The sequence below is a fragment of the Nonomuraea phyllanthi genome, from assembly GCF_006334985.2.
GTDB lineage: Bacteria > Actinomycetota > Actinomycetes > Streptosporangiales > Streptosporangiaceae > Nonomuraea > Nonomuraea phyllanthi.
The window spans coordinates 335749-360381 of sequence record NZ_VDLX02000010.1; the positions used below are offsets into that span (position 1 = coordinate 335749).

General features: G+C 72.6%; 22 protein-coding genes. 13 read left to right on the forward strand and 9 right to left on the reverse strand.

Annotation, left to right across the window (positions count from 1 at the left end):
* Window positions 1-42 precede the first annotated feature (42 nt).
* From FH608_RS27320 to FH608_RS27335, 4 genes are read left to right on the forward strand one after another with little or no spacing between them, the layout of a single operon-like run.
* Window positions 43-1107, forward strand: a complete 1065-nt coding sequence (locus FH608_RS27320) for an ATP-binding protein (RefSeq protein WP_139633443.1) — start codon at window positions 43-45, stop codon at window positions 1105-1107.
* On the forward strand, window positions 1104-1298 hold the full coding sequence (locus FH608_RS27325; RefSeq protein ID WP_139633444.1) for a hypothetical protein: 195 nt from the start codon (window positions 1104-1106) through the stop codon (window positions 1296-1298). Before FH608_RS27320 ends, FH608_RS27325 begins: the two co-directional genes overlap by 4 nt.
* Window positions 1295-3505 (forward strand): DUF5682 family protein, encoded by a 2211-nt coding sequence (locus FH608_RS27330; RefSeq protein ID WP_226899953.1) that lies wholly within the window; start codon window positions 1295-1297, stop codon window positions 3503-3505. The genes FH608_RS27325 and FH608_RS27330 overlap by 4 nt, the downstream gene beginning before the upstream one ends.
* Window positions 3502-4647, forward strand: a complete 1146-nt coding sequence (locus tag FH608_RS27335) for a VWA domain-containing protein (protein WP_139633445.1) — start codon at window positions 3502-3504, stop codon at window positions 4645-4647. The genes FH608_RS27330 and FH608_RS27335 overlap by 4 nt, the downstream gene beginning before the upstream one ends.
* Before the next feature lie 315 nt (window positions 4648-4962).
* Here the strand turns inward: FH608_RS27335 and FH608_RS27340 are convergent, their stop codons facing one another.
* Window positions 4963-6408 (reverse strand): MFS transporter, encoded by a 1446-nt coding sequence (locus FH608_RS27340; RefSeq protein ID WP_139633446.1) that lies wholly within the window; start codon window positions 6406-6408, stop codon window positions 4963-4965.
* 109 nt (window positions 6409-6517) lie between these two features.
* Between FH608_RS27340 and FH608_RS27345 the strand changes: the two genes are divergently transcribed.
* The 4 genes from FH608_RS27345 to FH608_RS27360 all read left to right on the forward strand — a co-directional run bounded on the left by FH608_RS27345 (window position 6518) and on the right by FH608_RS27360 (window position 11030).
* A complete protein-coding gene (locus FH608_RS27345; RefSeq protein WP_226899954.1) occupies window positions 6518-7243 on the forward strand; it encodes a TetR/AcrR family transcriptional regulator in 726 nt (241 codons plus the stop codon).
* Between the two features lie 136 nt (window positions 7244-7379).
* A complete protein-coding gene (locus FH608_RS27350; RefSeq protein WP_226899955.1) occupies window positions 7380-8753 on the forward strand; it encodes an MFS transporter in 1374 nt (457 codons plus the stop codon).
* Window positions 8754-8764: 11 nt separating this feature from the next.
* Window positions 8765-9769: an enolase C-terminal domain-like protein gene (locus tag FH608_RS27355; RefSeq protein WP_193318639.1), complete on the forward strand. Its 1005-nt coding sequence runs from the start codon at window positions 8765-8767 to the stop codon at window positions 9767-9769.
* Between the two features lie 439 nt (window positions 9770-10208).
* Window positions 10209-11030, forward strand: coding sequence for a hypothetical protein (locus FH608_RS27360; protein ID WP_139633447.1), 822 nt, complete (start codon window positions 10209-10211; stop codon window positions 11028-11030).
* A gap of 24 nt (window positions 11031-11054) precedes the next feature.
* On the opposite strand, the gene FH608_RS27365 is transcribed toward FH608_RS27360, so the two are convergent.
* The gene (locus FH608_RS27365) at window positions 11055-12362 is read right to left on the reverse strand and encodes an MFS transporter (protein WP_139633448.1); all 1308 of its coding nucleotides are present in this window, start codon (window positions 12360-12362) and stop codon (window positions 11055-11057) included.
* 98 nt (window positions 12363-12460) lie between these two features.
* On the opposite strand from FH608_RS27365, the gene FH608_RS27370 reads away from it, so the two are divergent.
* Both FH608_RS27370 and FH608_RS27375 read left to right on the forward strand, forming a co-directional pair.
* Window positions 12461-13156 (forward strand): GntR family transcriptional regulator, encoded by a 696-nt coding sequence (locus FH608_RS27370; RefSeq protein WP_139633449.1) that lies wholly within the window; start codon window positions 12461-12463, stop codon window positions 13154-13156.
* Window position 13157: 1 nt separating this feature from the next.
* Window positions 13158-14246 carry a mandelate racemase/muconate lactonizing enzyme family protein gene (locus tag FH608_RS27375; protein ID WP_139633450.1) on the forward strand — a complete coding sequence of 363 codons (1089 nt, stop codon included), beginning with the start codon at window positions 13158-13160 and terminating at the stop codon, window positions 14244-14246.
* 8 nt (window positions 14247-14254) lie between these two features.
* Here the strand turns inward: FH608_RS27375 and FH608_RS27380 are convergent, their stop codons facing one another.
* Window positions 14255-15643 (reverse strand): sensor histidine kinase, encoded by a 1389-nt coding sequence (locus tag FH608_RS27380; protein ID WP_226899956.1) that lies wholly within the window; start codon window positions 15641-15643, stop codon window positions 14255-14257.
* Window positions 15644-15821: 178 nt separating this feature from the next.
* Between FH608_RS27380 and FH608_RS27385 the strand changes: the two genes are divergently transcribed.
* A complete protein-coding gene (locus tag FH608_RS27385) occupies window positions 15822-16661 on the forward strand; it encodes a helix-turn-helix transcriptional regulator (RefSeq protein ID WP_139633451.1) in 840 nt (279 codons plus the stop codon).
* Here the strand turns inward: FH608_RS27385 and FH608_RS27390 are convergent.
* Together FH608_RS27390 and FH608_RS27395 are read right to left on the reverse strand one after the other, a co-directional pair.
* Window positions 16641-17150, reverse strand: coding sequence for a (2Fe-2S)-binding protein (locus tag FH608_RS27390; RefSeq protein ID WP_139633452.1), 510 nt, complete (start codon window positions 17148-17150; stop codon window positions 16641-16643). The genes FH608_RS27385 and FH608_RS27390 overlap by 21 nt on opposite strands.
* Complete coding sequence (locus tag FH608_RS27395) at window positions 17147-18028, reverse strand: FAD binding domain-containing protein (RefSeq protein ID WP_193318640.1); 882 nt, start codon at window positions 18026-18028, stop codon at window positions 17147-17149. Before FH608_RS27395 ends, FH608_RS27390 begins: the two co-directional genes overlap by 4 nt.
* Window positions 18029-18087: 59 nt before the next feature.
* Here FH608_RS27395 and FH608_RS27400 point away from each other — a divergent pair, with 59 nt between their 5' ends.
* Entirely contained in the window at window positions 18088-20493 is a 2406-nt protein-coding gene (locus FH608_RS27400; protein ID WP_226899957.1) for a xanthine dehydrogenase family protein molybdopterin-binding subunit, read from the forward strand.
* Window positions 20494-20624: 131 nt separating this feature from the next.
* Here the strand turns inward: FH608_RS27400 and FH608_RS27405 are convergent, their stop codons facing one another.
* A complete protein-coding gene (locus tag FH608_RS27405; protein WP_139633454.1) occupies window positions 20625-20960 on the reverse strand; it encodes a DUF4190 domain-containing protein in 336 nt (111 codons plus the stop codon).
* 21 nt (window positions 20961-20981) lie between these two features.
* Here FH608_RS27405 and FH608_RS27410 point away from each other — a divergent pair, with 21 nt between their 5' ends.
* Entirely contained in the window at window positions 20982-21278 is a 297-nt protein-coding gene (locus FH608_RS27410) for a hypothetical protein (protein ID WP_139633455.1), read from the forward strand.
* A 308-nt stretch (window positions 21279-21586) separates the two neighbouring features.
* Here the strand turns inward: FH608_RS27410 and FH608_RS27415 are convergent, their stop codons facing one another.
* The 3 genes from FH608_RS27415 to FH608_RS27425 form a co-directional block, all read right to left on the reverse strand.
* Window positions 21587-21766 carry a hypothetical protein gene (locus tag FH608_RS27415; protein WP_139633456.1) on the reverse strand — a complete coding sequence of 60 codons (180 nt, stop codon included), beginning with the start codon at window positions 21764-21766 and terminating at the stop codon, window positions 21587-21589.
* Window positions 21767-22011: 245 nt separating this feature from the next.
* Window positions 22012-22914 (reverse strand): aminoglycoside phosphotransferase family protein, encoded by a 903-nt coding sequence (locus tag FH608_RS27420; protein ID WP_139633457.1) that lies wholly within the window; start codon window positions 22912-22914, stop codon window positions 22012-22014.
* Between the two features lie 163 nt (window positions 22915-23077).
* Complete coding sequence (locus tag FH608_RS27425; RefSeq protein WP_139633458.1) at window positions 23078-24511, reverse strand: LCP family protein; 1434 nt, start codon at window positions 24509-24511, stop codon at window positions 23078-23080.
* Window positions 24512-24633: the final 122 nt, after the last annotated feature.

Here is a 24633-nt window from a genome sequence, read left to right on the forward strand (position 1 = left end):
ACAACCCATGGCAAAGAGCACGAGACCGGCGAAGGAGGGCTCATGACCGTTCTGCGCCCGCACGCGGAAGATCAGTACGCCGAGGAGCTGGCCCTCCTGGCCAAGGACGACGACCGGCCGAGGCCGCCCGGCTGGAAGCTGTCGCCGTGGGCCGTGACCACGTACATCCTGGGCGACGGCGACCGCGTCACCCCCAAATACGTGGGCGCGCGCCGCATCGTCGAGGTCGCCGTCGCCACGCTGGCCACCGACCGCGCGCTGCTGCTGCTCGGCGTGCCCGGCACGGCCAAGACCTGGCTGTCGGAGCACCTGGCCGCCGCCATCAGCGGCGACTCCACGCTGCTCGTCCAGGGCACCGCCGGCACCGCCGAGGAGGCCGTCCGGTACGGCTGGAACTACGCCAGGCTGCTGGCCGAGGGCCCCTCGATCGAGGCGCTCACCCCGTCGCCCGTGATGCGCGCCATGGCCGAGGGCCGCGTCGCCCGGGTCGAGGAGCTGACCCGCATGCCGTCCGACGTCCAGGACGCCCTCATCACCGTGCTGTCGGAGAAGACGCTGCCGATCCCCGAGCTCAACCGGGAGGTCCAGGCCGAGCGCGGCTTCAACGTCATCGCCACGGCCAACGACCGCGACCGGGGCGTCAACGAGCTGTCCAGCGCGCTGCGCCGCCGCTTCAACACGGTCGTGCTGCCGGTTCCCGCCACGGCCGAGGAGGAGGTCGACATCGTCTCGCGCCGCGTCGCCCAGCTCGGGCGCGCCCTGGAGCTGCCCGAGACCAGCACGGGATTGTCGGAGATCCGGCGGGTGGTGACGGTGTTCCGCGAGCTGCGCACGGGCGTCACCGAGGACGGCCGCACCAAGGTCAAGTCGCCCAGCGGCACCCTGTCCACGGCCGAGGCCATCTCGGTGCTCACCAGCGGCATCGCCCTCGCGGCCCACTTCGGCGACGGCGTGCTGCGCCCCTCCGACGTGGCCGCCGGCATCGTGGGGGCGGTGGTGCAGGAGCCGGTGTCGGACCGGGTGGTGTGGCGCGAATACCTGGAGACGGTGGTGCGCGAGCGCCCTGACTGGCGCGACTTCTACCGCGCCTGCCGCGAGGTCTCGTGATCCCGCCCTGCGCCGCCCCGGCCGGCGAGGTCGCGCGGACCACCCCGCCACCCGGCGGCCCGGACACAGGGGCGATGGCGGGCGTCCTGCCGGATGGTGGCCCTCCCACCCTGGTGGAGGAGGGGCCGGCGAGCGTCCCCTGCGGTGGTGGGGTGCGCGGAAGGGTGGCGCGGGCGGTGGTGCTGGGGTGAACGAGCTGGTCCTGGGGGAAACGTCCGTCTCCGTCCTGGGCGTACGGCATCACGGGCCGGGCTCGGCACGCGCCGTACGGCGGGAGCTCGAGCGCCTGCGCCCCGACGCCATCCTCGTCGAGGGCCCGCCCGAGGCTGACGCGCTGGTCGCGCTCGCCCCCGAACTCGAGCCGCCCGTCGCGCTGCTGGCCCACGTGCCCGGGGCCCCGGCGCGGGCCGCGTTCTGGCCGTTCGCCGCGTTCTCGCCCGAGTGGCAGGCCATCCTGTACGGCACGGCCGCCGGCATCCCGGTCCGCTTCTGCGACCTGCCCGCCGCCCACAGCCTGGCGGAGCCAGACGAGGAGCAGCACGACGACGGCCTGCGTACCGACCCCATCGCGAACCTCGCCGCGGCGGCCGGATACGACGATCCCGAACGCTGGTGGGAGGACGTCGTCGAGCACCGGGGCGACACGCCGTTCGAGGTGATCGCCGAGGCCATGGCCGCCGTGCGCGAGGGGCACGAGCCCGACGGCAGGGAGGCCAGGCGCGAGGCGTACCTGCGGAAGACCCTCCGCGCGGCCGTCAAGCAGGGGCACGGCCGGATCGCGGTGATCTGCGGGGCCTGGCACGTGCCGGCGCTGACGGGCGGCCTCCCGCCCGCCGCGCGGGACAACGCGGTCCTGCGCGGACTGCCCAAGGTGAAAGCCGAGCTGACGTGGGTGCCGTGGACGTACGGGCGGCTGGCCTCCTGGAGCGGCTACGGCGCGGGGATCAGCTCGCCCGGCTGGTACGACCACCTGTTCGGCGCGCCCGACCGGCCCGTGGAGCGGTGGCTGGCCGGCGCCGCCGCCGTGCTGCGCGACGAAGGGCTGGCCGTGTCGTCCGCGCACGTCATCGAGTCCGTACGGCTCGCGCACGGCCTGGCCGCCCTGCGCGGCAGGCCCCTGGCCGGGCTCGGCGAGGTCACCGAGGCGGCCAGGGCGGTGCTGTGCGAGGGCGACGACCTCGCGGTCGAGCTGATCCAGCGGCGCATGGTCGTCGGCGACCGGCTGGGCCACGTCACCGACGGCACGCCGATGGTGCCGCTCCAGCGCGACCTGCGCGAGCAGCAGCGGCGGCTCAAGCTCAAGCCCGAGGCGCTCGACCGTGAGATCGACCTCGACCTGCGCAAACCGCTCGATCTAGGCCGCAGCCACCTGCTGCACCGGCTCGGGCTGCTCGGCGTCGCATGGGGCGGCCTGGGCGAGTCGCGCGGGAAGGGGACGTTCAGGGAGACGTGGACGCTGCGGTGGCGGCCCGAGCACGACCTGGCGCTCATCGAGCGGGCGGCCCTGGGCACCACCGTGGCGGGGGCCGCGGCACGCCGGGCCGCCGACCTGGCGGGCTCGGGCGGCGCGTCCCTGGCGGACCTGACGTCCCTGGTCGAACGGTGCCTGCTGGCCGACCTGCCGGATGCGCTGCCCGAGGTGCTGGCCGCGCTGTCGGCCAGGGCGGCTCTCGACACCGACGTGACCCGGCTGATGGCGGCGCTGCCCGCGATGGTGCGCGCCCACCGGTACGGCGACGTCCGCGGCACCTCGGCCGAGGGGCTGGCGGTGATCGTGCGCTCGATGCTCGACCGGATCTGCGTCGGCCTGCCGGTCGCGGTGGCCGGGCTGGACGACGAGGCGGCGGCCGGCCTGCTCCAGCACGTCGACGCGGTGCACGCCGCCGTGGCGCTCCTGAGCGACGACGACGCCTCGCCCCGCGCCCGGTGGCTGGCCACGCTGCTCGGCGTCAGCGACCGGCACGACCTGCACGGCCTCATCGAGGGGCGGCTCACCAGGATCCTGCTGGACTGCGGGGAGCTCGACGACGCCGCCGACCGCCTGGCCAGGGCCACGTCCAGGGGGCAGGCGCCGGCTCGCGCGGCGGCCTGGATCGAGGGCTTCCTGGCGGGCGGCGGGCTGCTGCTGGTGCACGACCCCCGGCTGCTGGGCCTGGTGGACGGGTGGCTCACCGGGCTGCCCGGCGAGCAGTTCACCGACGTGCTGCCGCTGCTGCGCCGTACGTTCGGGGGATTCGCCGCGCCGGAACGCCGGGCCGTCGGGGAACGCGTCCGCACGGCCGGCCACGGCGAACGCGCGGGGGAGCGGGCCGGGGAGCAGGAACGCGACGTGGACGAGCGGCGCGCGGCGGCGGCCGTGGAGACCGTGCTCACGATCCTCGGAAAGGCGGGACGATGAACGACGAGGACGAGCGGCTGCGCAGGTGGCGGATGGTGCTGGGCGGCGGGGACGCCGACGGCACCGGGTGCTCGCTGGAGGGCGCCGACGCGCGCATGGACGCCGCCCTGTCCGCCGTCTACGACCACGGCGGCGGCCGCGAGGGCGGGCTCGGCGCGTCCGCGCCCCGGGTGGCCCGCTGGCTGGGCGACATCCGCACGTACTTCCCCTCCACGGTCGTCCAGGTCATGCAGAAGGACGCCATCGAGAAGCTGAACCTCACCCGGCTGCTCCTGGAGCCCGAGATGCTGGAGGCCGTCGAGCCGGACGTGCACCTCGTCGGCACCCTGCTCGCGCTCAACCGCGTCATGCCCGACCAGGCCCGCGAGTCGGCCAGGGCGGTCGTGCGCAGGGTGGTCGACGAGCTCGAACGCAGGCTCGCCCAGAAGACCAGGGCCGCCGTGAGCGGCGCGCTCGACCGCTCGGCCAGGACCCACCGCCCCAAGCGGGTGGCCGACATCGACTGGGACCGCACGATCAGGGCCAACCTCAAGAACTACCTGCCGGAGAGGAACACGGTCGTCCCCTCGCGGCTCGTCGGCTACGCCCGCAGGCAGCGCTCGGTGCAGCGCGAGGTCGTGCTCTGCGTCGACCAGAGCGGCTCGATGGCAGCCTCGGTGGTCTATTCGAGCGTGTTCGGGGCGGTGCTGGCGTCGATGCGGTCGCTGAAGACGTCGCTGGTGGTGTTCGACACGGCGGTGGTGGACCTCACCGACCAGCTGCACGACCCGGTGGAGCTGCTGTTCGGCACCCAGCTGGGCGGCGGGACCGACATCAACCGGGCCATCGCCTACTGCCAGGGCCTCGTCACGCGGCCCGCCGACTCCGTCTTCGTGCTGATCAGCGACCTGTACGAGGGTGGCGTCAGGGAGGAGATGCTGCGCCGGGTGGCCGCGATGACGCAGGCGGGGGTCCAGGTGATCGTGCTGCTCGCGTTGTCGGACGAGGGCGCGCCCTTCTACGACCACGAGAACGCGGCCGCGCTGGCGGCGATGGGCGTGCCTGCCTTCGCGTGTACGCCGGACGCCTTTCCCGAGCTGATGGCGGCGGCGATCGAACGGCGCGACATCACCCAGTGGGCCGAACGCCACCTCGCGAGGTGAGCCCCCGCGCGATGCTGCGGACCGTCTCGCCTGGCCGTCCACCTGGTCAAGGCTCGCCCCATCGGACGGGTGGCCCTGCTCCTCAGCAGCCTCTCGACAAGGCCAGCTGCACGATCGACGAGGTGAGCGGTGCCGTCGACGGGCTCGGCAGCGCGTGCCCGAGGTCAGCGCATCTGCAGGTCAGCGGCCCGCCAACCGGGGCGAGACGTCCGGCTGACGGGATCGAGGTTTCTTTAAGGGGCCGGCGGTCCGGGCGACGGGCCGGGCCGCACGGCCAGAGGGCGGGCCGCACGGCCAAGGGGAGGGGCCGCCTGGTCAGGCGTGTGACGTGTCCGGCATGGCCTTGCGCGGGAGCAGGTACGACAGCGCGAACGTCAGCGCCAGCAACCCCACCTCCACCCACACCGTGACCTGCATCGACGACCCGAAGCTCCACCGGCTCTCGAGCAGGTGGAAGAAGAGCGTGCCGAGCACGGCCGCCCCGAGCGCGCCGCCGAGCTGCTGGGTGGCGGTGAGCGTGCCGGAGGCCGAGCCGGATTCGTGCGGCTCGACCCCGGCGAGCACGATGTCGAAGAACGGCGCCATGGTCAGCCCCATCCCGATGCCGACGAGGCCGAGCCCTGGGGCAAGCTGCCAGACGCTGACGTCGACGCCCGCCAGGTGGATGGTGAGGGCGAGCGCCGCCGCGCCCGCCGCCATGACGGCTGTGCCGATCTGCAGCAGGCCGCGGCCCAGCTTCTCCTGCAGCCCCGACATGGCGAGCCCGAAACCGACCACGCCGCCGATGGCCTGCGGCAGCGAGGCGAGGCCGGCCTGGAGCGGCGTGTAGCCGAGGCCGATCTGCGTGTAGAGGCTGAAGACCAGGCCGAAGCCCATCATGCCGGTGAAGAACGCCAGGCCCGCCACCAGCCCGCCGGTGAAGGCCCGCTTGCGGAAGAGGCCGGGCGTGATCAGCGGGTCCTTGCCGGAGGAGGCGCGCCGCGACTCGTAGCGGCCGAAGACGGCGAACATCACGATCGAGGCGGCCATCGACACGAACGTCCACGCGGGCCAGTCCAGCTCGCGGCCCTGGATGAGCGGGTAGATCAGCAGGAACGAGGCCACCGACACGAGCACGACGCCGACGAGGTCGAGCCTGGTGGCGTTCGAGAGGCGGTATTCGGGCAGGAAACGCATCCCGGCCAGCGCGGCGGCCAGGCCGAGGGGCAGGTTGATCAGGAAGATCATGCGCCAGCCCGTACCGAAGAAGTCGGCGTCGACCAGCCAGCCGGCCAGCACGGGGCCGCCCACGGACGAGATGGTCATCACGGGGCCGAACATGCCGAACGCCTTGCCGAGGTCCTGCGGCGGGAACATCTCCTTGATCAGCCCCAGGCCCTGCGGCAGCATCACGGCCCCGAACAGGCCCTGCAGCACCCGGCTGCCGATCAGCATCTCCGGCCCCGTCGCGATGCCGCACAGCAGCGAGGCGGCGGTGAAGCCGAGGGCGCCGATCACGAACATGCGCTTCCTGCCGAACAGGTCGCCGAGCCGGCCACCGGTGATCAGGCCGACGGCCATGGCCAGCGTGTACCCGGCGCCGAGCCACTGCACGATGCTGTCGCTGCCGCCCAGGTCCTTCTGGATCGTGGGGGCGGCGATCGTGGTCACGAGCGCGTCGAGCAGATCCATGACCTCGGCGGCCAGGATCACGAACAGTGCGACCCAACGCCAGCGGTAGGGCTGGACCTGGGCCGTCTCCGCTGTCGCGGCGACTGTCATGGGGGGACTCCTTAAACAGTGTTCTATTAGACGAACGGTGTTCGTCACGAACAACGTTTTAATGGCGAACACTGTTCGTGTCAAGTACGCTGTTCGTATGATGGCTCGCATGGCAGACTCCCAGGACCTCCCGTCGCCCCCCTGGCGCAAGTCCCGCAAGCCGGCGCCAATCAGGCGGCAGCTCAGCCAGGATCTGATCGTCGAGGCCGGGTTGCGGATCGCCGACACCGAGGGGCTCGACGCGCTGAGCATGAGGCGGATAGCCCAGGAGTTCGACACCGGCCCCGCCTCCCTGTACGCCCACGTGGCCAACAAGGAGGAGCTGCTGGAGCTGATCTACGACCGGGTGCTCGGCGAGATCAAGCTGCCCGAGCGCGAGCCGAGCCGCTGGAAGGATCAGCTCCGTGCGTACGCGCGGGAGGCCCACCGGGTGCTGACCACCCACTCCGACGTGGCGCGGGTGGCGCTGGCCACCATCCCGTCGGGGGAGAACTCGTTGCGCGCCGGCGAGTTCGTCTTCGGCCTGCTGATCGAGGCCGGCATGTCACCGAGGGAGGCGTCGCTGTCGATGGACCGCCTGTCCCTGTACATCGTCGGCGACGCGTACGAGGGCTCGCTGCACCACGCGAGGATGCGGGCGGCCGGGCTGGACGACCCGCGGGAGTACTTCGAGTCCTTCGTCGGGCAGATCGCCTCCTACTACCGGGCGCTGCCGTCGAGCCGCTTCCCGCACATCAGCAGGTTCGTGGACGACCTGATCGCCGACGACGGCGAGGACCGCTTCCGGTACGGCTTGGAGCTCATCCTGGACGGCATCGAAGCCCGCATGCCGTAGATCCATGCCGTAAGTCCGCATGCCGTAGGCCCGCGTTCCCTCGGCCCGCGTTCCCCAGGCTCGCGTTCCCTAGGCCCAAATGCCTAGGCCCCGCGCCCGATGCGCCGACGTGGCGATTCGCCATATCTTTCCGAACATGACGACGACTATCGAAAGACCTCCGGCCGGCGTGGTGTCCCCGCAGTACCGGGCACTCAGCATCGGGCTGGTGGCGCTGGTCATGCTGGTGGCGTTCGAGGCGATGGCGGTGTCCACGGCGATGCCGGTCGTGGCCCGCGACCTCGGCGGCATGGACCTGTACAACCTGGCCTTCAGCGCCACCCTGGCGGCCAGCGTGATCGCGACGGTGCTGGGCGGCCGGTGGAGCGACGTACGCGGGCCGCTGCAGCCGATCGCGGTGGGCGTGGCGGGTTTTGTGGCCGGGCTGCTGGTGGCCGGGTTCGCGCCGAACATGGAGGTGTTCGTCGCGGGCCGGTTCGTGCAGGGGCTCGGCGCCGGATTGATCCAGGTCTCCTTGTACGTGCTGGTCGCCCGGGTCTATCCCGGAGCCATGCACCCCAAGGTGTTCGCCCTGTTCTCGGCGGCCTGGGTGGTGCCCTCCATGGTCGGCCCCGCGATCGCCGGTTTCGTCGTGGAGAACATCGACTGGCGGTGGATCTTCATCGGCGTCTCGCTGATCGTCGTCCCGTCGGCGCTGCTGCTCTGGCGCGGCACAGCCGGGCGCGAGGTGGCGAACATCATCGCCGAGCCCGCCCCCGGCCTCGGCCGCAAGCTGGTGTGGGCCACGCTGACCGCCGTGTCCGCCGCGCTCATCCAGTACGGCAGCGCGCTCAAGCTCCCGGGCCTGCCCCTGCTCGTGGCCGGTGTGGTTCTGCTGGCCGTGGCGCTGCCCAAGCTGCTGCTGCCCGGCTCGCTCAGGGCCGCGCCGGGCCTGCCGACCGCGCCCGTGCTGCGCGGCCTCGCCTTCGGCTCGCTGACGGCGGCCGAAGTGCTGATCCCGCTCATGCTGATCAACGAGCGCGGCCTCACCGCCACGGGAGCGGGCGTCGTCCTCACCATCGGGGCACTCGGCTGGTCCACCGGCTCCTGGATCAAGGGGCGCGGCACGATCTCCCACATCACCGCCATCCGGGGCGGCGCCGCCATGATCGCCATCGGGATCGCTCTGGTGACGCTCGTGCTGGTCGACTCGCTGCCCATCGCGATCGCGTACGTGGCCATGGCCATCGCCGGGCTCGGCATCGGCGCGCTGCACCCGACGGTGTCGGTCCTCGTCCTGGAGATGTCCAAGGAGGGCGAGGAGGGCCAGAACAGCGCGGCCGTGGGCGTCGGCGAGTCGGTGTTCACCGTGGTGGCCGTCGCGATCAGCGGCGCGCTGTTCACGGCCACCGGGGAGAACTACGCGATCGGCCTCGCCTTCACCGCCGCGCTCGCGGTCGTGGCCTTCCTGCTGGCCCCGCGTTTTGCCCAATCCCGCGCAACGGGCACACTGGAGGGAGCCGCGTCATAAAAGGGGGGTACATGCCGCGAGTGCGGGAGCTTGAGGTCTTCCGGCTGGTCCTGCCGTTCGGCAGGAGGTCGGAGACCCTGCTCGTGAAGCTCACCGACCACGGCGGCATGACCGGCTGGGGCGAGGCCGTCTCCCCCCAGCCCAAGACGTGGTCGCGGCTGGAGGAGACGCTGGCCGCCCGGCTGATCGGCGTCGACTGGGAGCACCCCGACACGGTGCTCGGCGGCGACTCCGCGGTCGACATGGCCTGCTGGGACCTGTGGACCAGGATGCGGGGGGTGCCGCTCGCCGAGGCGATCGGCGGCACCCGCACCTCGCTCATGGCCACCGTCCGGCTGGCCCCCGACCCGTCGCTCGAAAGCCTGGTCTCCCGCGTCAACCAGCAGGTCTGCGCCGGATACGGGCACGTCACGCTGGACGTCAGGCCCGGCTGGGACGTCGAGCCCGTGCGCGCGGTGCGCCAGGCGTACCCGGCGCTGACCCTGGCCGTCGACTGCGGCAACGCCTACTCCGAGCAGGGCCAGCTCGTCGCGCTCGACTCCTACGGCCTCGAGGTCATCGAGCGGCCCTTCGCCGCCGGCGACGTCTACGCGCACGCCTCGCTGCAGGACGAGGTGGCCGCCTCGGTCGCGGTCGAGGTGGCCTCCACGGCCGAGCTGGACGACTACCTGACGGTGCGCGCCGCCAAGGTGCTGCTGCTGCGGCCCTCCGCCTTCCTGTCGCTGTCGGATGCCCGCCGCGCCCACGACCGGGCCGCGGCGGCCGGCTGGGACATCCAGTGCGCGGGCGGCCAGGGCGCGGGGCTGGCCAGGGCGGCGACGGTGGCGGTGGCCAGTCTGCCGGGCTGCACGCTGCCGTGCGACGTGACGCAGCCGCCGCGCCAGAACCAGATCGTCACGCCGATCGTGGGCGCCAACGCCGGCGTCATCGCCGTGCCCCTCACCCAGTCGGGGCTGGGTCACGACATCGACGAGAACCGGGTGCGAAGGCTGGCGAAGGACTCGTTCCACGCGTAGGGTGCCTATCCGATCAAGAGACGGTGGGTGGGCATGCGGCTGGTCCGGTGGCGGGTCCTCGGGTTGCTCCTGACGAGAGATCTCCTCTCCTGCTTCCTCGCCGGCTGGAGCAAGATCTTGCTCGGCGTCGCCGCGATCTTGGGGCTGGGCGTCGGCCTGCTGCTGGGGAGCGGCGCCTACGAGAGCCCGGAAGCGGTGCTGATCGTGGCCGTCGCGTTCGGCGCCTGCGCGGCCGTCTTCGTGGCGGACCAGTGGCCGCGGCGATTCTCGTGGCGCTGTCCCGTGCTCCCGCTGGACCGCCATCCGCGGCTCCGCGAGCTGGTCATGGACGCGGCACGGCTCGCCGGGGTCGACACCGTGCCGAAGGTGTACGTGTCCGCCTGGGCCGAGGTGGTCGGCGCCCGGAACCGTACCGGACGGCCGGCGCTGAAGGTGGGCCGTGCACCTGTTCCAGGCGCACCACCCGGACCGCCCCTGGCTGCGCGAGGTGAGCGAGCAGCTGCGCAAGGCGCTGTGGGCCGAGGTTCGCGCCATCGTCGGGAACGAGCGGTTCCTCGCGGGCGTGGGGGCCGAGCTGCTCGTGGCGGGGGCCTTCGACTGGCACGTGTGCCGCTATGCCGCGCCGTTCGCGCGCAGGGGCGCCGCCCTGGACGTCTACGAGAGCTTCCAGTGGAAGATCGAGACGGACGGGCTGCTGACCCGCGCGCAGCCCATCAGTCCCGCTCCCGACGCGACCGAGGCGATCGGGCCGGATCTCGACCAGCCGATCACCCTGGCGCCCCCTGGGGTGCTGCCGGAGGTGCCCGGCGAGTTCGGAACCCGGCTCGGCAAGGTCATCACCCACAAGCTGCTCGGCCGGGGCGGTTTGGCGCCGCGCGCGCGGCCGTACCGGATGGCGGACGTCCCGGCGGAGGAGTGGGCCGCGGCCGGCGAGTTCCAGCGCGACCTCGTGCTGGAGGCGGCCACCAGGCTGCTCGGCCGCCGGGCGGGCCCCATCGACGTCGTCGATCTGGCGGTCGCCGGCCGGGCCAAGGAGCTCGACTGGTGGCACAACGAGCAGCCCTGCCCGCACCCCACGCCCGGCGTGTGCGCGCTGATGCCGGTGTTCGACGTGGCGCTGCGGCGTAAGGGGTACGTGCACGAGCACCCGTTCGCCCAGCGCGAGCTGGTCGGGCCGCTCGGCGAGCGCGTCAACCTGGTGGAGCTGGCCGCGAAGGCGGAGCGTGGCGAGCCGTACCAGGTGGTGCTGGAGGAGCGGTGACGTCACCGGCCCGGGAGCCGCGGCCTACGATCCGGTGCCCTGCGGCACGCCGAGGGGCTCGACCCGCTTGAGGATCACCGCGTACGTGAAGGCGCCGAGCAGCGCCACGCACGAGATCACCATCAGCGGCACCGCGAACGACGACGTCTGGTCCACCAGGACGCCGATCATGATCGGACTGATGATGCCGGCGAAGTTCGAGGCGAAGTTCTGGATGCCGCCGATCGAGGCCACGTGCCGGTCGGCCGGGGCGACGTCGGCGGGCAGCGCCCAGATGTTCGAGGCGGCGAACGTCGAGCCGGCGTAGGCGACCGACAGCAGTGCCAGCGCCATCCACGCCTGCGGCACCCAGACCGCGATGCCGATCACCGTCGAGACCAGGAACCCGCCCGAGATGAACAGCTTCCTGACGCGGGTGAGGGAGTCGCCGCGGGAGATGCGGCGGTCGGACAGCCAGCCGCCCAGCCACTCGCCGGCGATGGCGACCAGTCCGGGCAGCGCGCCGAACAGGCCCAGCTTCAGCAGGCTGAAGCCGCGCTCCTCCACCAGATAGGTCGGGAAGAAGGTGAGGAAGAAGTACACGACCATGTTGAGGCAGAAGAAGCCCAGCATCATCGCCCAGATCGTGCGGTAGCGGAACAGGTCCCGCCAGCGGAGCTTCGCGGCGCTTTCGTCCTCGTCGCCCTCGAAGCGGGCCCCGCCCTCGCGCAGGTAGGCCAGCTCCTCCTCGCTGATCCTCGGGTGGTCCTGCGGGTCGCGGTACGTGCGCCACCACCCGAACGCCCAGGCCAGCCCCACCACGCCGATGATCGCGAACGTCCATCGCCAGCCCACCCACGCGATCAGCGCGGTGACCACGGGCAGCGCGATGACCCCGCCCACCCGGGAGCCGGAGTCCCAGATGCCGGTGGCCAGCGCCCGCTCGTGCCGGGGGAACCACCGGCCCGTGACCTTGGCGCTGGTCGTCGCGGCCGGGCTCTCGCCGACGCCGAGCAGCAGCCGTACGCCGAAGAGCGACGCGAAGCTGCTGGCCAGCGCCGTCAGCGAGGTGAACAGGGACCACCACACGGCCGAGAACGTGAATGTCCTGCGCGGCCCGAACCGGTCCACGAACCAGCCGGCGGCCAGCTGGAAGAAGTCGTACGACCAGAAGAAGGCGGCCAGGATCATGCCCTCCTCGGTCTTGGAGAGCTTGAACGTCTCGCCCATGAAGGGCAGGGCCACACCCAGGCTGGCACGGTCGAGATAATTGATGACGAGTCCGGCGAAGACGTAGCTGATCATGTACCAGCGCAATCGGCCGCGGACGGTGGTTCGGAGGGCGGTGGCCATCGGGATCCTTTGTACTATTTCCTATTGGATATTTCCGCTATGGTGCATACAAGGCACAACAACCGTCAAGACCCGTCAAAGATGCACTCGGAGCGTGAATGGTGGCCAAAGAGCTCGAAAACCGCCTGAAGGGGCGCGTACCGGCCGCCCGGCGCAGCGTGCTCACCGAGGACGTCTACGAGCGCGTCAAGAGCCTGATCATGAACCGTGACCTGGAGCCCGGCGCCCGCGTGAACATCTACGCCGTGGCCCGGCTCCTCGACGTCTCGCAGACGCCGGTGCGCGAGGTGCTGTCCGCGCTGGAGTCCGAGGGCCTGCTGACCAAGGAGGCACTGCGCGGCTACTCGGTGGCGCCGGTGCTGAGCCCCGGCCAGATCGCCGACCTCTACCAGCTGAGGCTGCTCCTGGAGCCGTGGGCGGCGGCGCGCGCGGCCGAGCGGGTGACGGCCGGGGCGGGGGAGCGGATGCGCGCCGAGCTGGCCACCGTCCCGCAGGCGCCCCGGGGCACGAGGTACGAGGACTACCACGGCCTGTCCGAGCACGACGCGCGCTTCCACGACCTGATCGCCGAGCTGTCGGGCAGCGAGGCGCTGCGGGAGGCGCTCCGGCGCACCCACTGCCACCTGCACCTGTTCCGGCTCGGCTACGAGGGCCGGGACACCGGCGACCGCACGCTGGTCGAGCACTCCCGGGTGGCCGAGGCCGTCGCGGCAGGCGACCAGGAGGCGGCCTCGGAGGCCATGCGGGCCCACTTGGCGGCCGCCCGTGACCGCTTTCTCGAGATTGGACCCTGACATGCCGAAGATCGTCAGTGTCGGCGCGTACCTCGTCGACATCCCCGTGGAGACCGTCAGGACGGACGCCGTGCAGGCGTTCCTCAAGCAGGAGACGATCTTCGTCGAGGTGCGGACGGACGACGGGCTGACCGGGACCGGCTATTCGTACACGATCGGCACGGGCGGCCGCGCCGTGCTGTCCATGCTCCGCGACCACCTCCTGCCCCTGCTGGAGGGCCGCGACGCCCGCGACGTGGAGGCCCTCTGGCACGACCTGTTCGCCTCGACGCGGGCCACCACGGTCGGCGCGATCACCTCGCTCGCGCTGGCCGCCGTCGACACCGCGCTGTGGGACCTGCGCTGCCTGCGCGCGGGCGAGCCGCTGTGGCGGCTCGCGGGCGGGTTCAGGCAGGCCGTGCCCGTGTACGACACCGAGGGCGGCTGGCTGCACCTGCCCACCGACGACCTGGTGCGCGGGGCGCTGGCGGCCCAGGAGGCCGGGCTGCGCGGCGTCAAGCTGAAGATCGGCAGGCCGCGGCCCGAGGAGGACGCCGAGCGCGTCGCCGCCGTCCGCGCCGCCGTCGGTCCCGGCCTGGACATCATGGTGGACGCCAACCAGTCCATGACGTACGCGGAGGCCAGGCGGCGGGCGCACCTGCTGGAGCCGCACGGGGTGTACTTCTTCGAGGAGCCGCTGCCCGCCGACGACGTGCAGGGGCACAGGGAGCTGGCCCGCTCCACCACGATCCCCGTGGCGGTGGGGGAGTCGATGTACTCGGTGGGCCAGTTCCGCGACTACCTGGCGCGCGGGGCCGCCTCGGTGGTGCAGGCGGACGTGGCCAGGGTCGGCGGCATCACGCCGTGGCTGAAGGTGGCGCACCTGGCGGAGGCGTTCAACGTCGTCCTGTGCCCGCACTTCCTGATGGAGCTGCACGTCAGCCTGGTGGCGGCGGTGCCCGCCGGGGCGTACGTCGAGCACATCCCGCAGCTGCGCGCCATCACGCGGGCCGAGCTCCCGATCGAGGACGGTCACGCCGTCGCCCCGGACGTCCCCGGGCTGGGCATCGCCTGGGACAGGGACGCGATGGACGACCTCAGAGTGCTCTGAACCCCGCTCTAGACGCCGCTCCGGACGGTGCCCTGGGCGACCGCGCCCAGGTGTCCGGCGGGCTCGGCGGGGCGGCTGTCGAGGCGAGGGAGCCGCAGGACGAACCGGGCGCCGCGCGGGGAGTCCTCCACCTTGAGCGTCCCGCCGAGGCTCTCGGCGATGTCACGGGAGATGGCCAGGCCGAGCCCGCTGCCCCCGGCGTCGCGGCGGAGGCCGTCCTCCAGGCGGGTGAAGCGTTCGAAGATCCGCTCGCGGTCGGCGGGCGCGATGCCGGCGCCGTCGTCCGTCACTGTCAGCACGGCGTCCGCGCCCGACGCGGTCACGTGGACGTCCACGGCACCGTCGGCGTGCCGTACCGCGTTGTTCACCAGGTTGCCGAGGACCCGGGCGAGGCGGATGTGGCACCCGCACACCCACACGTTCGGCTCGGCCCGCACCCGTACGGGCACCCGGCTCGCCTTCGGCGCCTCCTCCCTCGCCAGCAGGCCGAGGTCGACCAGCTCGCGCGGCGCCTGGGCGCCGGCCTGCAGCCGCGCGAGCACCAGCAGGTCGCCGACGATGGCATCGAGCCGGTCGGTGACCGCGAGGGCCGAGCGGATGCTCTCGTGCGGGTCCACCTCGTCCGGGTTGAGCAGGGCCTCCTCCAGTTGCGCGCGCAGGCCGGCGATCGGGTTCCTGAGCTCGTGCGAGGTGGTGGAGGCGAACCTGCGCTGCTGCGCCACGGCCTCGTCGAGCCGGTCGAGAGTCTGGTTGGCGGTACGCACCAGCCTGGCCATCTCGTCGTCCCCCGGCGGCTCGGGCATCCGCAGGCTGAGGTCGCTGACGGTGATCTCGGCCAGCCGCGCGCGGATCGCCTCGACCGGCCGCAGCGTGCGGCCCACCGTCCGCCAGGCGGTCCAGGACACGAGGGCGAGGAGGGCCAGCACCGCGCCGGCGAGCACGTACTCCAGGATGTGACCGCGCAGCAGCGTGGGCTCGGGGCGCTGCGCCAGCACCACCGGCGCATCGGGCGCCGTGGTGGTGCGGATGGCGACCAGCAGGTGGCACTTGGTCGCCCTGCGCTGGACGCGGTCGTCCGGGGCGGGCCGCAGCGAGGTCAGGGCCGGGCGCTCCCATCCCGCGCGGGTGGCGGCGAGGACGCGCCCGCGCGTGTCGACCAGCTGGATCAGCTGGATCTCGCCCGAGGTCGGGAGAACCTTGGGGATCGTGCCGGCGCGGGTCGCCGCGCTCCACCGGCTGGCGATCTTCTCGACGTGGTTGAAGGCGTCGTCCTGAAGGCGGTAGCGGATCGCGAGCGAGGAGGTGACGCCCACGATCACCAGCGCGATCAGGGAGAGCGCCGATGCGACCAGCACGGAGCGCGCCCGGATGGATCGGGGGTAGGGAATCAAGGTCACCGTCTCCTTCCGTCATCCCTTTCGTTCGACGGTAGGCCGCGACGCCGTGACCAGGGTGGGCGTGTGACACCCAGGAATTTTGCACACCCGCGCCATCGCCTACGGCTACGGCGATGCCGCCTCATCGTGGGAGTGACACACCCACCTTGGACCCCAAATTCGGACATATCGTGCTCAAATGGACCACAACAAGTTGTTGGGGGAGTTCCTTCGCGCGCGGAGAGAGGTCACGACTCCGGCGCAGGCGGGACTCGTGGACGGGGGACCACGCCGGACGCCGGGACTGCGGCGCGAAGAGGTGGCGATGATGGCCCACGTCAGCACCGACTATTACATACGCCTCGAACAAGGCAGGGAACGCCACCCGTCGGAGCGCGTGCTGGGGGCGCTCGCCCGCGTGTTCGACCTCACGCCCGAGGCCACCGCGCACATGCACGCGCTGGCCCACCCCCTGCTGCGGCCGGCGCGCGCGCCGGCGCGGCGGCTCAGCTCCGACCTGCGCAAGCTGATCGACAGCTGGCCCGACACGCCCGCGCTGATCTGCGACGGCCTGATGAACGTCATGGCCGCGAACCGCCTGGCCGACGCCCTGTACAGCGGGTTCGAGGAGCGCGACAACCTGCTGCGCATGATCTTCCTGGATCCGGTGGCCCGCGACTTCTACCCCGAATGGGGGAAGTCGGCCCGTTCCAAGGTCGCCCACCTGCGCCTCGCCGCCGGAGTGCTGCTCGACGACCACCGCCTGACCGAGCTCGTGGGGGAGCTGTCCGTCAAGAGCGCCGACTTCCGGCGGCTGTGGGCCCGCCACGACGTCTCCAGCAAGGTCGGCGAGGTCAAGCGCATGAACCACCAGGAGGTCGGGGAGCTGGAGCTGACCTGCGAGATCTTCTCGGTGAACAGCGTCGAGGGGCTGCAGCTCATCACCCTGATGGCCCAGCCGGGCAGCGCCTCCGAGCAGGCGCTCAAGCTGCTGGGCAGCCTCGCCGCCCCCGCCCGGTCATCCCGCGTGCCCAGCTGAGTCCCGCTCGCCCTCCCCGCGCATGCGGGCCGCGGCGCGCACGGCGGCGCGGCGGATGCCCGCGTACCCGGTGCAGCGGCACAGGTTGGAGGCGAGCACCTCCTCCAGCCGCCGCTCGTCCCGGTCCAGCTCGGGATCGTCGGCCAGCGCTCCGGCCAGCAACATGAGGAAGCCGGGCGTGCAGAAGCCGCACTGGAGCGCGTGCTCGGCGGCGAACGCCTCCTGCAGGGGGTGCGGCCGGTCGCCGTCGGCCAGCCCCTCGACCGTACGGATGTCGGCGTCGCGCGCCTGGACGGCCAGGGCCAGGCAGGAGCGGACGGCGGTGCCGTCCACCAGCACGGTGCACGAGCCGCACACCCCGTGCTCGCACCCCAGCGTGGTGCCGACGAGCCCGAGCTGCTCCCGCAGGGCGTCGGCCAGGCTGGTCCTCGGCTCCACGTCGAGCCGGTGGGCGCGGCCGTTGACCGTGAGCTCGATGGTCACGTTCATGCGGCTCCCGGGTGTTCGTGCCGGGCGCGGACGGCCCGGGTGAGGCAGCGCCGTACCAGCGTGGCCAGGGCGTGGCGGCGGTAGGCGGCGGGAGCGTGCGGCTCGTCCGGCGGGTTCGCCTCGGCGGCGGCCCGCGCCGCGGCCTCCGCCAGCAGCTCCGGCTCCGGCGGCTCGCCCACCATCAGCCGCTCGGCCTCGACGGCGCGGAGCGGCACGTCCGCCGCGTTCGCGAGGCCGACGCGCACCCAGTCGACCCGGCCGTCCACCAGCCGGAGCACGACCAGCGCCGCGGCGAGGGCGAAGCTGCCGTGGGTACGGCGGAGCTCGGCGAACGCCGGGACGGCGCCGGCCGGCGGGCGCGGCAGCCGGACGCCGGTGACCAGCTCCTCCGGCAGGCACGCCGTGGCGAACCGGCCGCGGAACCACGAGTCCGCGGGCACCGTACGGCGTCCCGCCGGGCCCTCCAGCTCGATCCCCGCGCCCATGGCCATGGCCAGCGCGCACCACTCCGACGCCGGGTGCGCCCAGGCCAGGCTGCCGGCGAAGGTGCCGCGCGCCCGGATGGGCGGGTGGCCGACGTACGGCGCGACCTCGCGGAACAGCCCCGCCAGCGGGTCGTCGAACCGGGCCCGCTCCAGCTGGGCGTGCCGGACCAGCGCGCCGACGTGGACGGAGCCGTCCTCGACCGCGATCTCCGCCAGACCCGGGATGCCGTTGACGTCCACCACCAGCGCCGGGCGCGCGGTCCGGTAGCGCAGCTCGATGAGCAGGCTCTGGCCGCCGGCCAGCACCCGGCTCTCCGGCCCGCGCCCGGCCAGCACCGCCACCGCCTCCGGCACGGAGCCGGGCGCGACGTAGTCGAATTGTGCCGGTTTCATGTCCCCCATCCCGGGCATCCGATACCGACGTTGGTACCGAAAGCGGGGGTGTCCAAACATTGCGGTACATCGGGATGCCGCTCGCGCGGCGCGAGGATCGCGACCTGGTCACCGGCCGGGCCCCCAGGGTCGCCGACCTGGAGCTGCCCGGCACGCTGGAGCTGGCGTTCACCCGCGCGCCCGTGCCGCACGCGCGGATCCGCGGGGTGGACGTCGCCGCCGCCCTCAAGGAGGACGGGGTCGCCGGCGCGTGGTCCGCGGCCGGCCTGCCGTACCTCGCCGCGCGCGAGGTGCCCGGCCGGCAGGGCGGGCCGCCGTGGCCGCTGCTCGCCACCGGGCGCGTCCGCCACCCGGGGGAGGCGCTGGCCGTGGTGGCGGCCGACACGCGCGCCCACGCGGAGGACGGGGCCGAGGCCGTCCGCCTGGACCTGGAGCCCCTGCCCTTCACACTCGCCCCTGGGCAGCCGGCCGCGGATCGGGGCGGCGCGGGCCGCCTCCCGGCCGCGCCCGGGGCCGCGGCAGGCACCTCGGGGCCGCCGCGGTTGTTCGAGGACCGGGACAACGTGGTGGTCGACGCCACCTTCGGCGCGCCCGCCGACGACGTGTTCGCGACCGCCCCGGTCGTGGTGGAGGCCGCCTACCGGGAGCAGCTCCTGCTGCCCACCTCCCTGGAGCCGCGGGCCGTGCTCGTCGACCCCGGACGCGACGGCCGCCTCACCGTGTGGGTCTCCCACCAGGCCCAGCACCGGCTGCGCACCGCGCTCGCCACGGCGCTCGGCCTCGACCAGGACCGGGTGCGGGTCATCGTCCCCGCCACCGGCGGCGCGTTCGGCGCCAAGAGCCAGACCTACCCCGAGTACCTGGTCGCCGCCCTGCTCGCCGTCCACCTGCGCCGCCCCGTCCGCTGGTGCGAGGACCGCGCCGAGGCCATGCTGGCGGGGCCGCGCGGCCGTGGCCAGGCCCAGCGCGTACGGCTGGCGGCCGACGAGGACGGCACCTTCCTCGCGTACGAGCTGCTGGTGGAGGCCGGGATCGGTGCCTACCCGCACATCGGCTCGTTCGTCCCGATGATGACCGGAGCGATGAGCACCGGCGCCTACCGCACGCCCCGGGTGCACACGCGGGTGCGCTGTGTCCTCACCAACACCGCGCCGACCACCTCCTACCGCGGCGCGGGCCGCCCGGAGGCCGCCTACGCCCTCGAACGCACCGTGGACCGGCTCGCCCGCCGCCTCGGCATGGACCCCGCCGAGCTGCGCCGGCGCAACCTCATCCGGCCCGACCAGTTCCCGTACCGGACGCCGACCGGCCGGACGTACGACTCGGGCGACTACGCCGCCGCGCTCGCCAAGGCCCTCGCCGCTGTCGGCTACGACGAGCTCCGCGCCGAGCAGGCCCGCCGCCGCGCGGACGGCGGGCCGCCGCTCGGGGTGGGCATCGCCACGTACGTCGAGCGCTCCGGAGGGCCGCCGGACAGCGACGAGTTCGGCAGCGTCGAGGCGTGCCCCGACGGCGGCTTCATCGCCCGCGTCGGCTCCACGTCCACCGGGCAGGGCCACTTCACCGCGTTCGCCCAGGTGGTGGCCTCCGTCCTCGACGTGGAGGTGAACCGGGTCCGCGTCGTCGAAGGCGACACCGGCGAGGTGCCGTACGGCTACGCCACCTTCGGCAGCCGCTCCATGCAGGTGGGCGGGGCGGCGCTGTGGCGGGCCGCCGAGGCCCTCGTGGCCGCCGCCCGCCGGCGGTGCGCCGGGCTGCTGGGGGTGGGGGAGGAGGAGGTCGCGTACGCGGCGGGCCGGCTGGTGGTGGGCGGCACCGCGCCGGGGGCCCTCCAGTGCGACACGGAACACGTACCGGAGCCGCCCGCGGCCCCGGAGCCGCCGAGGACACCCGCCGCCACCGCGCCTTCGGGCGCCGAGGCCGCGGGCGTCGCCGCCGGGCCGCTCCCCGGCCTCCCGATCGGCGAGTTGGTGGCCCGCACGGGCCCGCTCCGCGCCGACGAGATCGCCGCCCCACCTCAGGCCTTCCCGTACGGCACTCATGTGGCGGTCGTGGAGGTGGACCCGGACCTCGGCACCGTCCACGTACGCCGCCTCGTGGCCGTGGACGACTACGGCGTGGTCGTCAACCCCATGATCGTCGACGGCCAGGGCTACGGCTCGATCGCCCAGGGCCTCGGGCAGGCGCTGTACGAGCAGGCGGTCATCGGAGCGGACGGCCTGCCGTACGCCTCGACCCTCCTGGACTACCTCCTGCCGACATCCGCCGACATGCCCCCGATCACCCTCCTGGAGACCGCCACCCCCAACCCGAACACGCCCCTGGGCGCGAAGGGAGCGGGGGAGGCCGGCTGCATCGGCATCCCACCCGCCATCGTCAACGCCGTCTGCGACGCCCTCGACCTGGACCACATCGACATGCCCCTGACCCCGGCCGCCGTCTGGACCGCCCTGCACCCGGAGTAGGCCGATCTCGGCCGACCCGTGGACACCCCGTAGGACCATCGGCGATGGACGGAAGCCGCGCCCAGGGGGCGGGCTCTCCAGAGGTGATGCGCGGACAATCCTCATGCGCACCGCCTGACGCCAGGTGGTCGTCAGGGCGCCCACCAGCCTGACCTGGCCACGAGCACGACGCACATGAAGAGGAAGAACGCGGCGGTCGTGGCGAGTGACGCCCAGGCCAGGCCCGCGCCCCGCTCGCCCGTCTCACGCACCTGCCGCAGCGCCAGGACCGCGAACACGACGGACACCGGCCAGCACACCATGGCCAGAGCCAGAGAGGCGATCGCGAAACCGTTCCATCTCGCGCCCGCGTAACGGAACGAGGCAGGCGCATGGCCTGTGTAGCCGGGATGCGACGGGTAGAGCGCCGCGGCACGCCTGCCGGCGTACGCCTCGTACAGGAACTCGCACAGCGCGAGCAGGCACACGTCGCGAGCCCCGACAAGTTGATGACCTTCTGGGTGTCGCCGGGCAGGCCGGAGTCGTTGACGATCGCCTGCGCCGTGAAGGCGAATGTCACCGTGACCGCGCTGACCACCGGCCCGAGCAACGGGCTGACCTCGCTGACGCCGAACACCCATCGCAGGCAGTACCACATCATGGCGAAGGAGAAGATGATCAGCCACCAGCCGATGATCCATCCGATGACCCAGACGGAGAACACATTGGTGACCCTCACCATCACCCCCATTCCCATGGTGACGGCAAGGGACAGCGCCGCGCGTTTGAGCGCCGCCGACAGGTAATACTTCGTGGCCGGCGAGAGCGGGCGGGAAGCACCGAGCCAGAAAAGCAGCACGGCGGCGACGGCGACGAAGGCCCCGAGAAAAAGGCTTATCGACGCGTTCCCCACGATGTCCCAGAAGACGGTGCGCCAGTCGGAGAACGGGACGCTCAGATAGATGACGAACGCGGCGCCGAGTCTCGCGCGCCAGTCGGAGAGTCGCTGGAACGGCCGGTCGGTGTCCGCGGTCGCCGGTTGGAAGGTCAGCCGCGCGTACACCCAGGGATTGGCGTATTCGGTCCAGTCGTAGCGCATGGGTGGCCTCCTCGCTCACCAGGGAAGAGGAGCCCCTGAGCTCAGCCATATGACGAACAGGGCCATCCCGTACATGATGAGGATGCCGGTGAGGCAGCCGCCGCAGCCGCCTCCCCCGCCGCTATTGTCCGGCCGGTACGGCCGATTGATCTCTTCCCATTTCCCGCCCGGCCCATAAATACCGGAATCCACCATGTCGCCCTCCCCGTAATGGCGTGCCGCCGAATATTCATCGGGGCGCCCACCATGAAACGGCCGCGTCGGAACCTGACCTTCTCGGGCTGATCCGACTTTTTCCCGGGCCGCGTTGGAATGAGCGTACGGCGTGGTGTGGGGCAATCCAATAAGTCTTTTTACACATTCGCCGGCGATCCCATTGCCGGTGACGTGGTCAGGAGGGAGCGCGCCCCGCCGTCGCGCGTCTCACCGCACGGTGGCGCTCACCGCTCGCCGTCTTCCGCGAGCACCTGGGCCAGCGCGTGCGAGGTCTGCCGCACCATCCCGGCGTTGGTGTCCCAGTAGTACGCCAGCGCGTTCACCGCCTGCGACAGTGCCCAGCCGCGCCCGCGCAGCCACGACGCGTCGTCCACCCCGAGCTCGGCCCGGAAGCGCGCCCGGTTCTCGCCCGCGAACACGTTCCACGCCGGCTGGAGGTCGCAGGCCGGGTCGCCCACGTTCAGGGCGCCGAAGTCGATGATCGCCGACAGGCGGCCCTCGACGACGAGGAGGTTGCCGGGCAGCAGGTCGCCGTGGACCCACACCTCCGGGCCGTCCCAGACCGGGGCCTCGAGCGACTCCTCCCAGGAACGCAGCGCCGCCTTGCCGTCGATCCGGTCGCCGAGCCGGGCGATCGACCGGCGTACCGGCTCGTCGCTCTCCGCCAGCGGGCCGCCGCGGGCGCCGGTTGGCCGCGGATGGGCACCCGTGCTGTCGGCCCGCCGCAGCGCCGTCACGAACGCGGCCAGATCGACGGCCGCCTGGTCAAGGTCGTTGAGGGTGCCGTTGGCGTTCGCGCCCGGCAGCCACTCGTAGACGGACCAGGCGAAAGGGTAGCCCTCGGCCGGCTCGCCCATCGCCAGCTGCACGGGGACGGCCAGCGGCAGGTGCGGCGCCAGCCTCGGCAGCCACCGCCGCTCCTTGGCGGCCTGTCCGGCGGCCCAGCCGCGGCGAGGCATGCGTACGGACAGCTGATCGCCGAGTCGATAGATGTCGTGATCTGTGCCGTAGTGGTCGACCCGTTCGATCGGCAGGCCCGCCCACCGCGGGAACTGCCCCGCGATCAACCGCCGGACGAGCGGGACGTCCGTCCTGGCCTCGTCGGCATCCCTCTTCGTCGCGCCCATCGCCCGCCATCCTGGACCGCCCGCGCCGGCACGGGCAATCGGTTTTCGGCGGCCGTGACGGTTCGAGCTCGACACCTCGATCTTCAAAGCGGCCGCTTCCCAGGGCCGGCCCGGGGGGCTGCCTCCCAGGACAGGCGCCCCCGGCGGCAAGAGGGGGCGGGGGTCAGAGGGGGCCGCCGCAGCCCTCGGTGATCCTCTGGACGGGGTTCCCGGACTCGGCCTTCGGGGTGGCCGGCTTCTTCCGTGAAGGCGTCGACGAAGGGGTGGCCACCGGCGACGCGGTCCCGGTCGAGTCGCGCAGCGCCTTGTCCGCGATGTCGCGGATCTCCTTCCAGTCCGGGCGGCCGGTGTTGATCAGCGGTGGCACGAACTGCACGCTCGACACCTCGGCGTTCTTCACCTTCAGCGCCAGCGGCACCAGGTGCTTGAGCATGGGCCGCGGGATGTCGGTCCTGATCAGCTCCTTGGTGGCCAGCGCGATCCGGTTGAAGCGGGCCAGCACCGTCGCCGGGTCCGCCTGGTCGAGCAGCGCGCCGAGCACGCACCGCTGGCGGCGCATCCGGGTGTAGTCGTCGCTGTACGTCCGCGAGCGCGCGTACCACATCGCGTCGGCGCCCTTCAGCTTGCGCGTGCCGGCCTTGACCAGGCCCTCGTTGTACTTGCCGAACACCACGTCCTGCTCGACGGTGATCGTGACGCCGCCGATGGCGTCGATGATGCGGGCGAACCCCCAGATGTTGACCAGGACGTACCAGTCGACCTGGAGCCCGAGGGTGTAGCCGACGGTGTCCATCAGCACCTGGGGGCCCTGGTGCTGCTTGCCGTCGAAGAGTTCCGGGTGCGCGTCGGCGTACTCCCAGACGCTGTTGAGCAGGTCGCTGCGCCCGCCGCCCGGGTCGGGCGGGAGGGTGAAGCCGTCGGGGAAGCGCCGCGCCATCGGCGTGCCGGGGCGGAAGCGCACGTCCTCCAGGTTGCGCGGCAGGCTGAACAGCACGGTATCGCCGGTCCTCACGTCGACGCTGGCCAGGTTCATGCTGTCGGTACGGACGCCGATCCGGTTGTCGTCGGCGTCGCCGCCGAGCAGCAGGATGTTGACCCGCTCCCGCCCCGCCCACGGGTCCTCGGGGCGCTCCCCGGTGCCGGGTGAAGGGGCATCGGACGGGGCCTCGGCGAAGATCCCTTCGATCGTCCTGCGCGAGGTCCACGCCAGCTGCGAGACCATCCCGAACGGGATCACCACCGCGACCGCGAGCAGCCCCGCCAGCGTGCCGGTGACGATCTGCCCGGACTGCGGCAGCCGTCCGGGCCGCAGCACGACGAACGAGTGCACCACCAGCGCGAACCACGCCGCGCCCAGTACGGCGGCGCCCACCAGGATGGCCGTCAGCCAGGAGTCCTCGGTGAGGGAGCCCAGCAGGTTGTCGGTCGTCAGCGCCACCGCGAGTAACGCGAGCAGGACGGCCGCGTAGCAGGAGAGCAGCGTGAGCCCGGTCCTGCGCCGGCCGGCGCGCAGATGTGCGGCCCCTGGCGCCAGCGCCGCCAGCGCGAGCCAGCCGAGCACCGCTCCGGCGTTCGCCGGCTTCTTTGCCTGCCGCACACGTTCCCCGTTCCCCGATTCGGCTCGTACAGCGGCGGCAGCCTACGCATTTCACGCGAAATATGTATCTATCGGAAAATGAACACTTGGGGACGAGATCACGGACCTCCAGCGCCACGCCA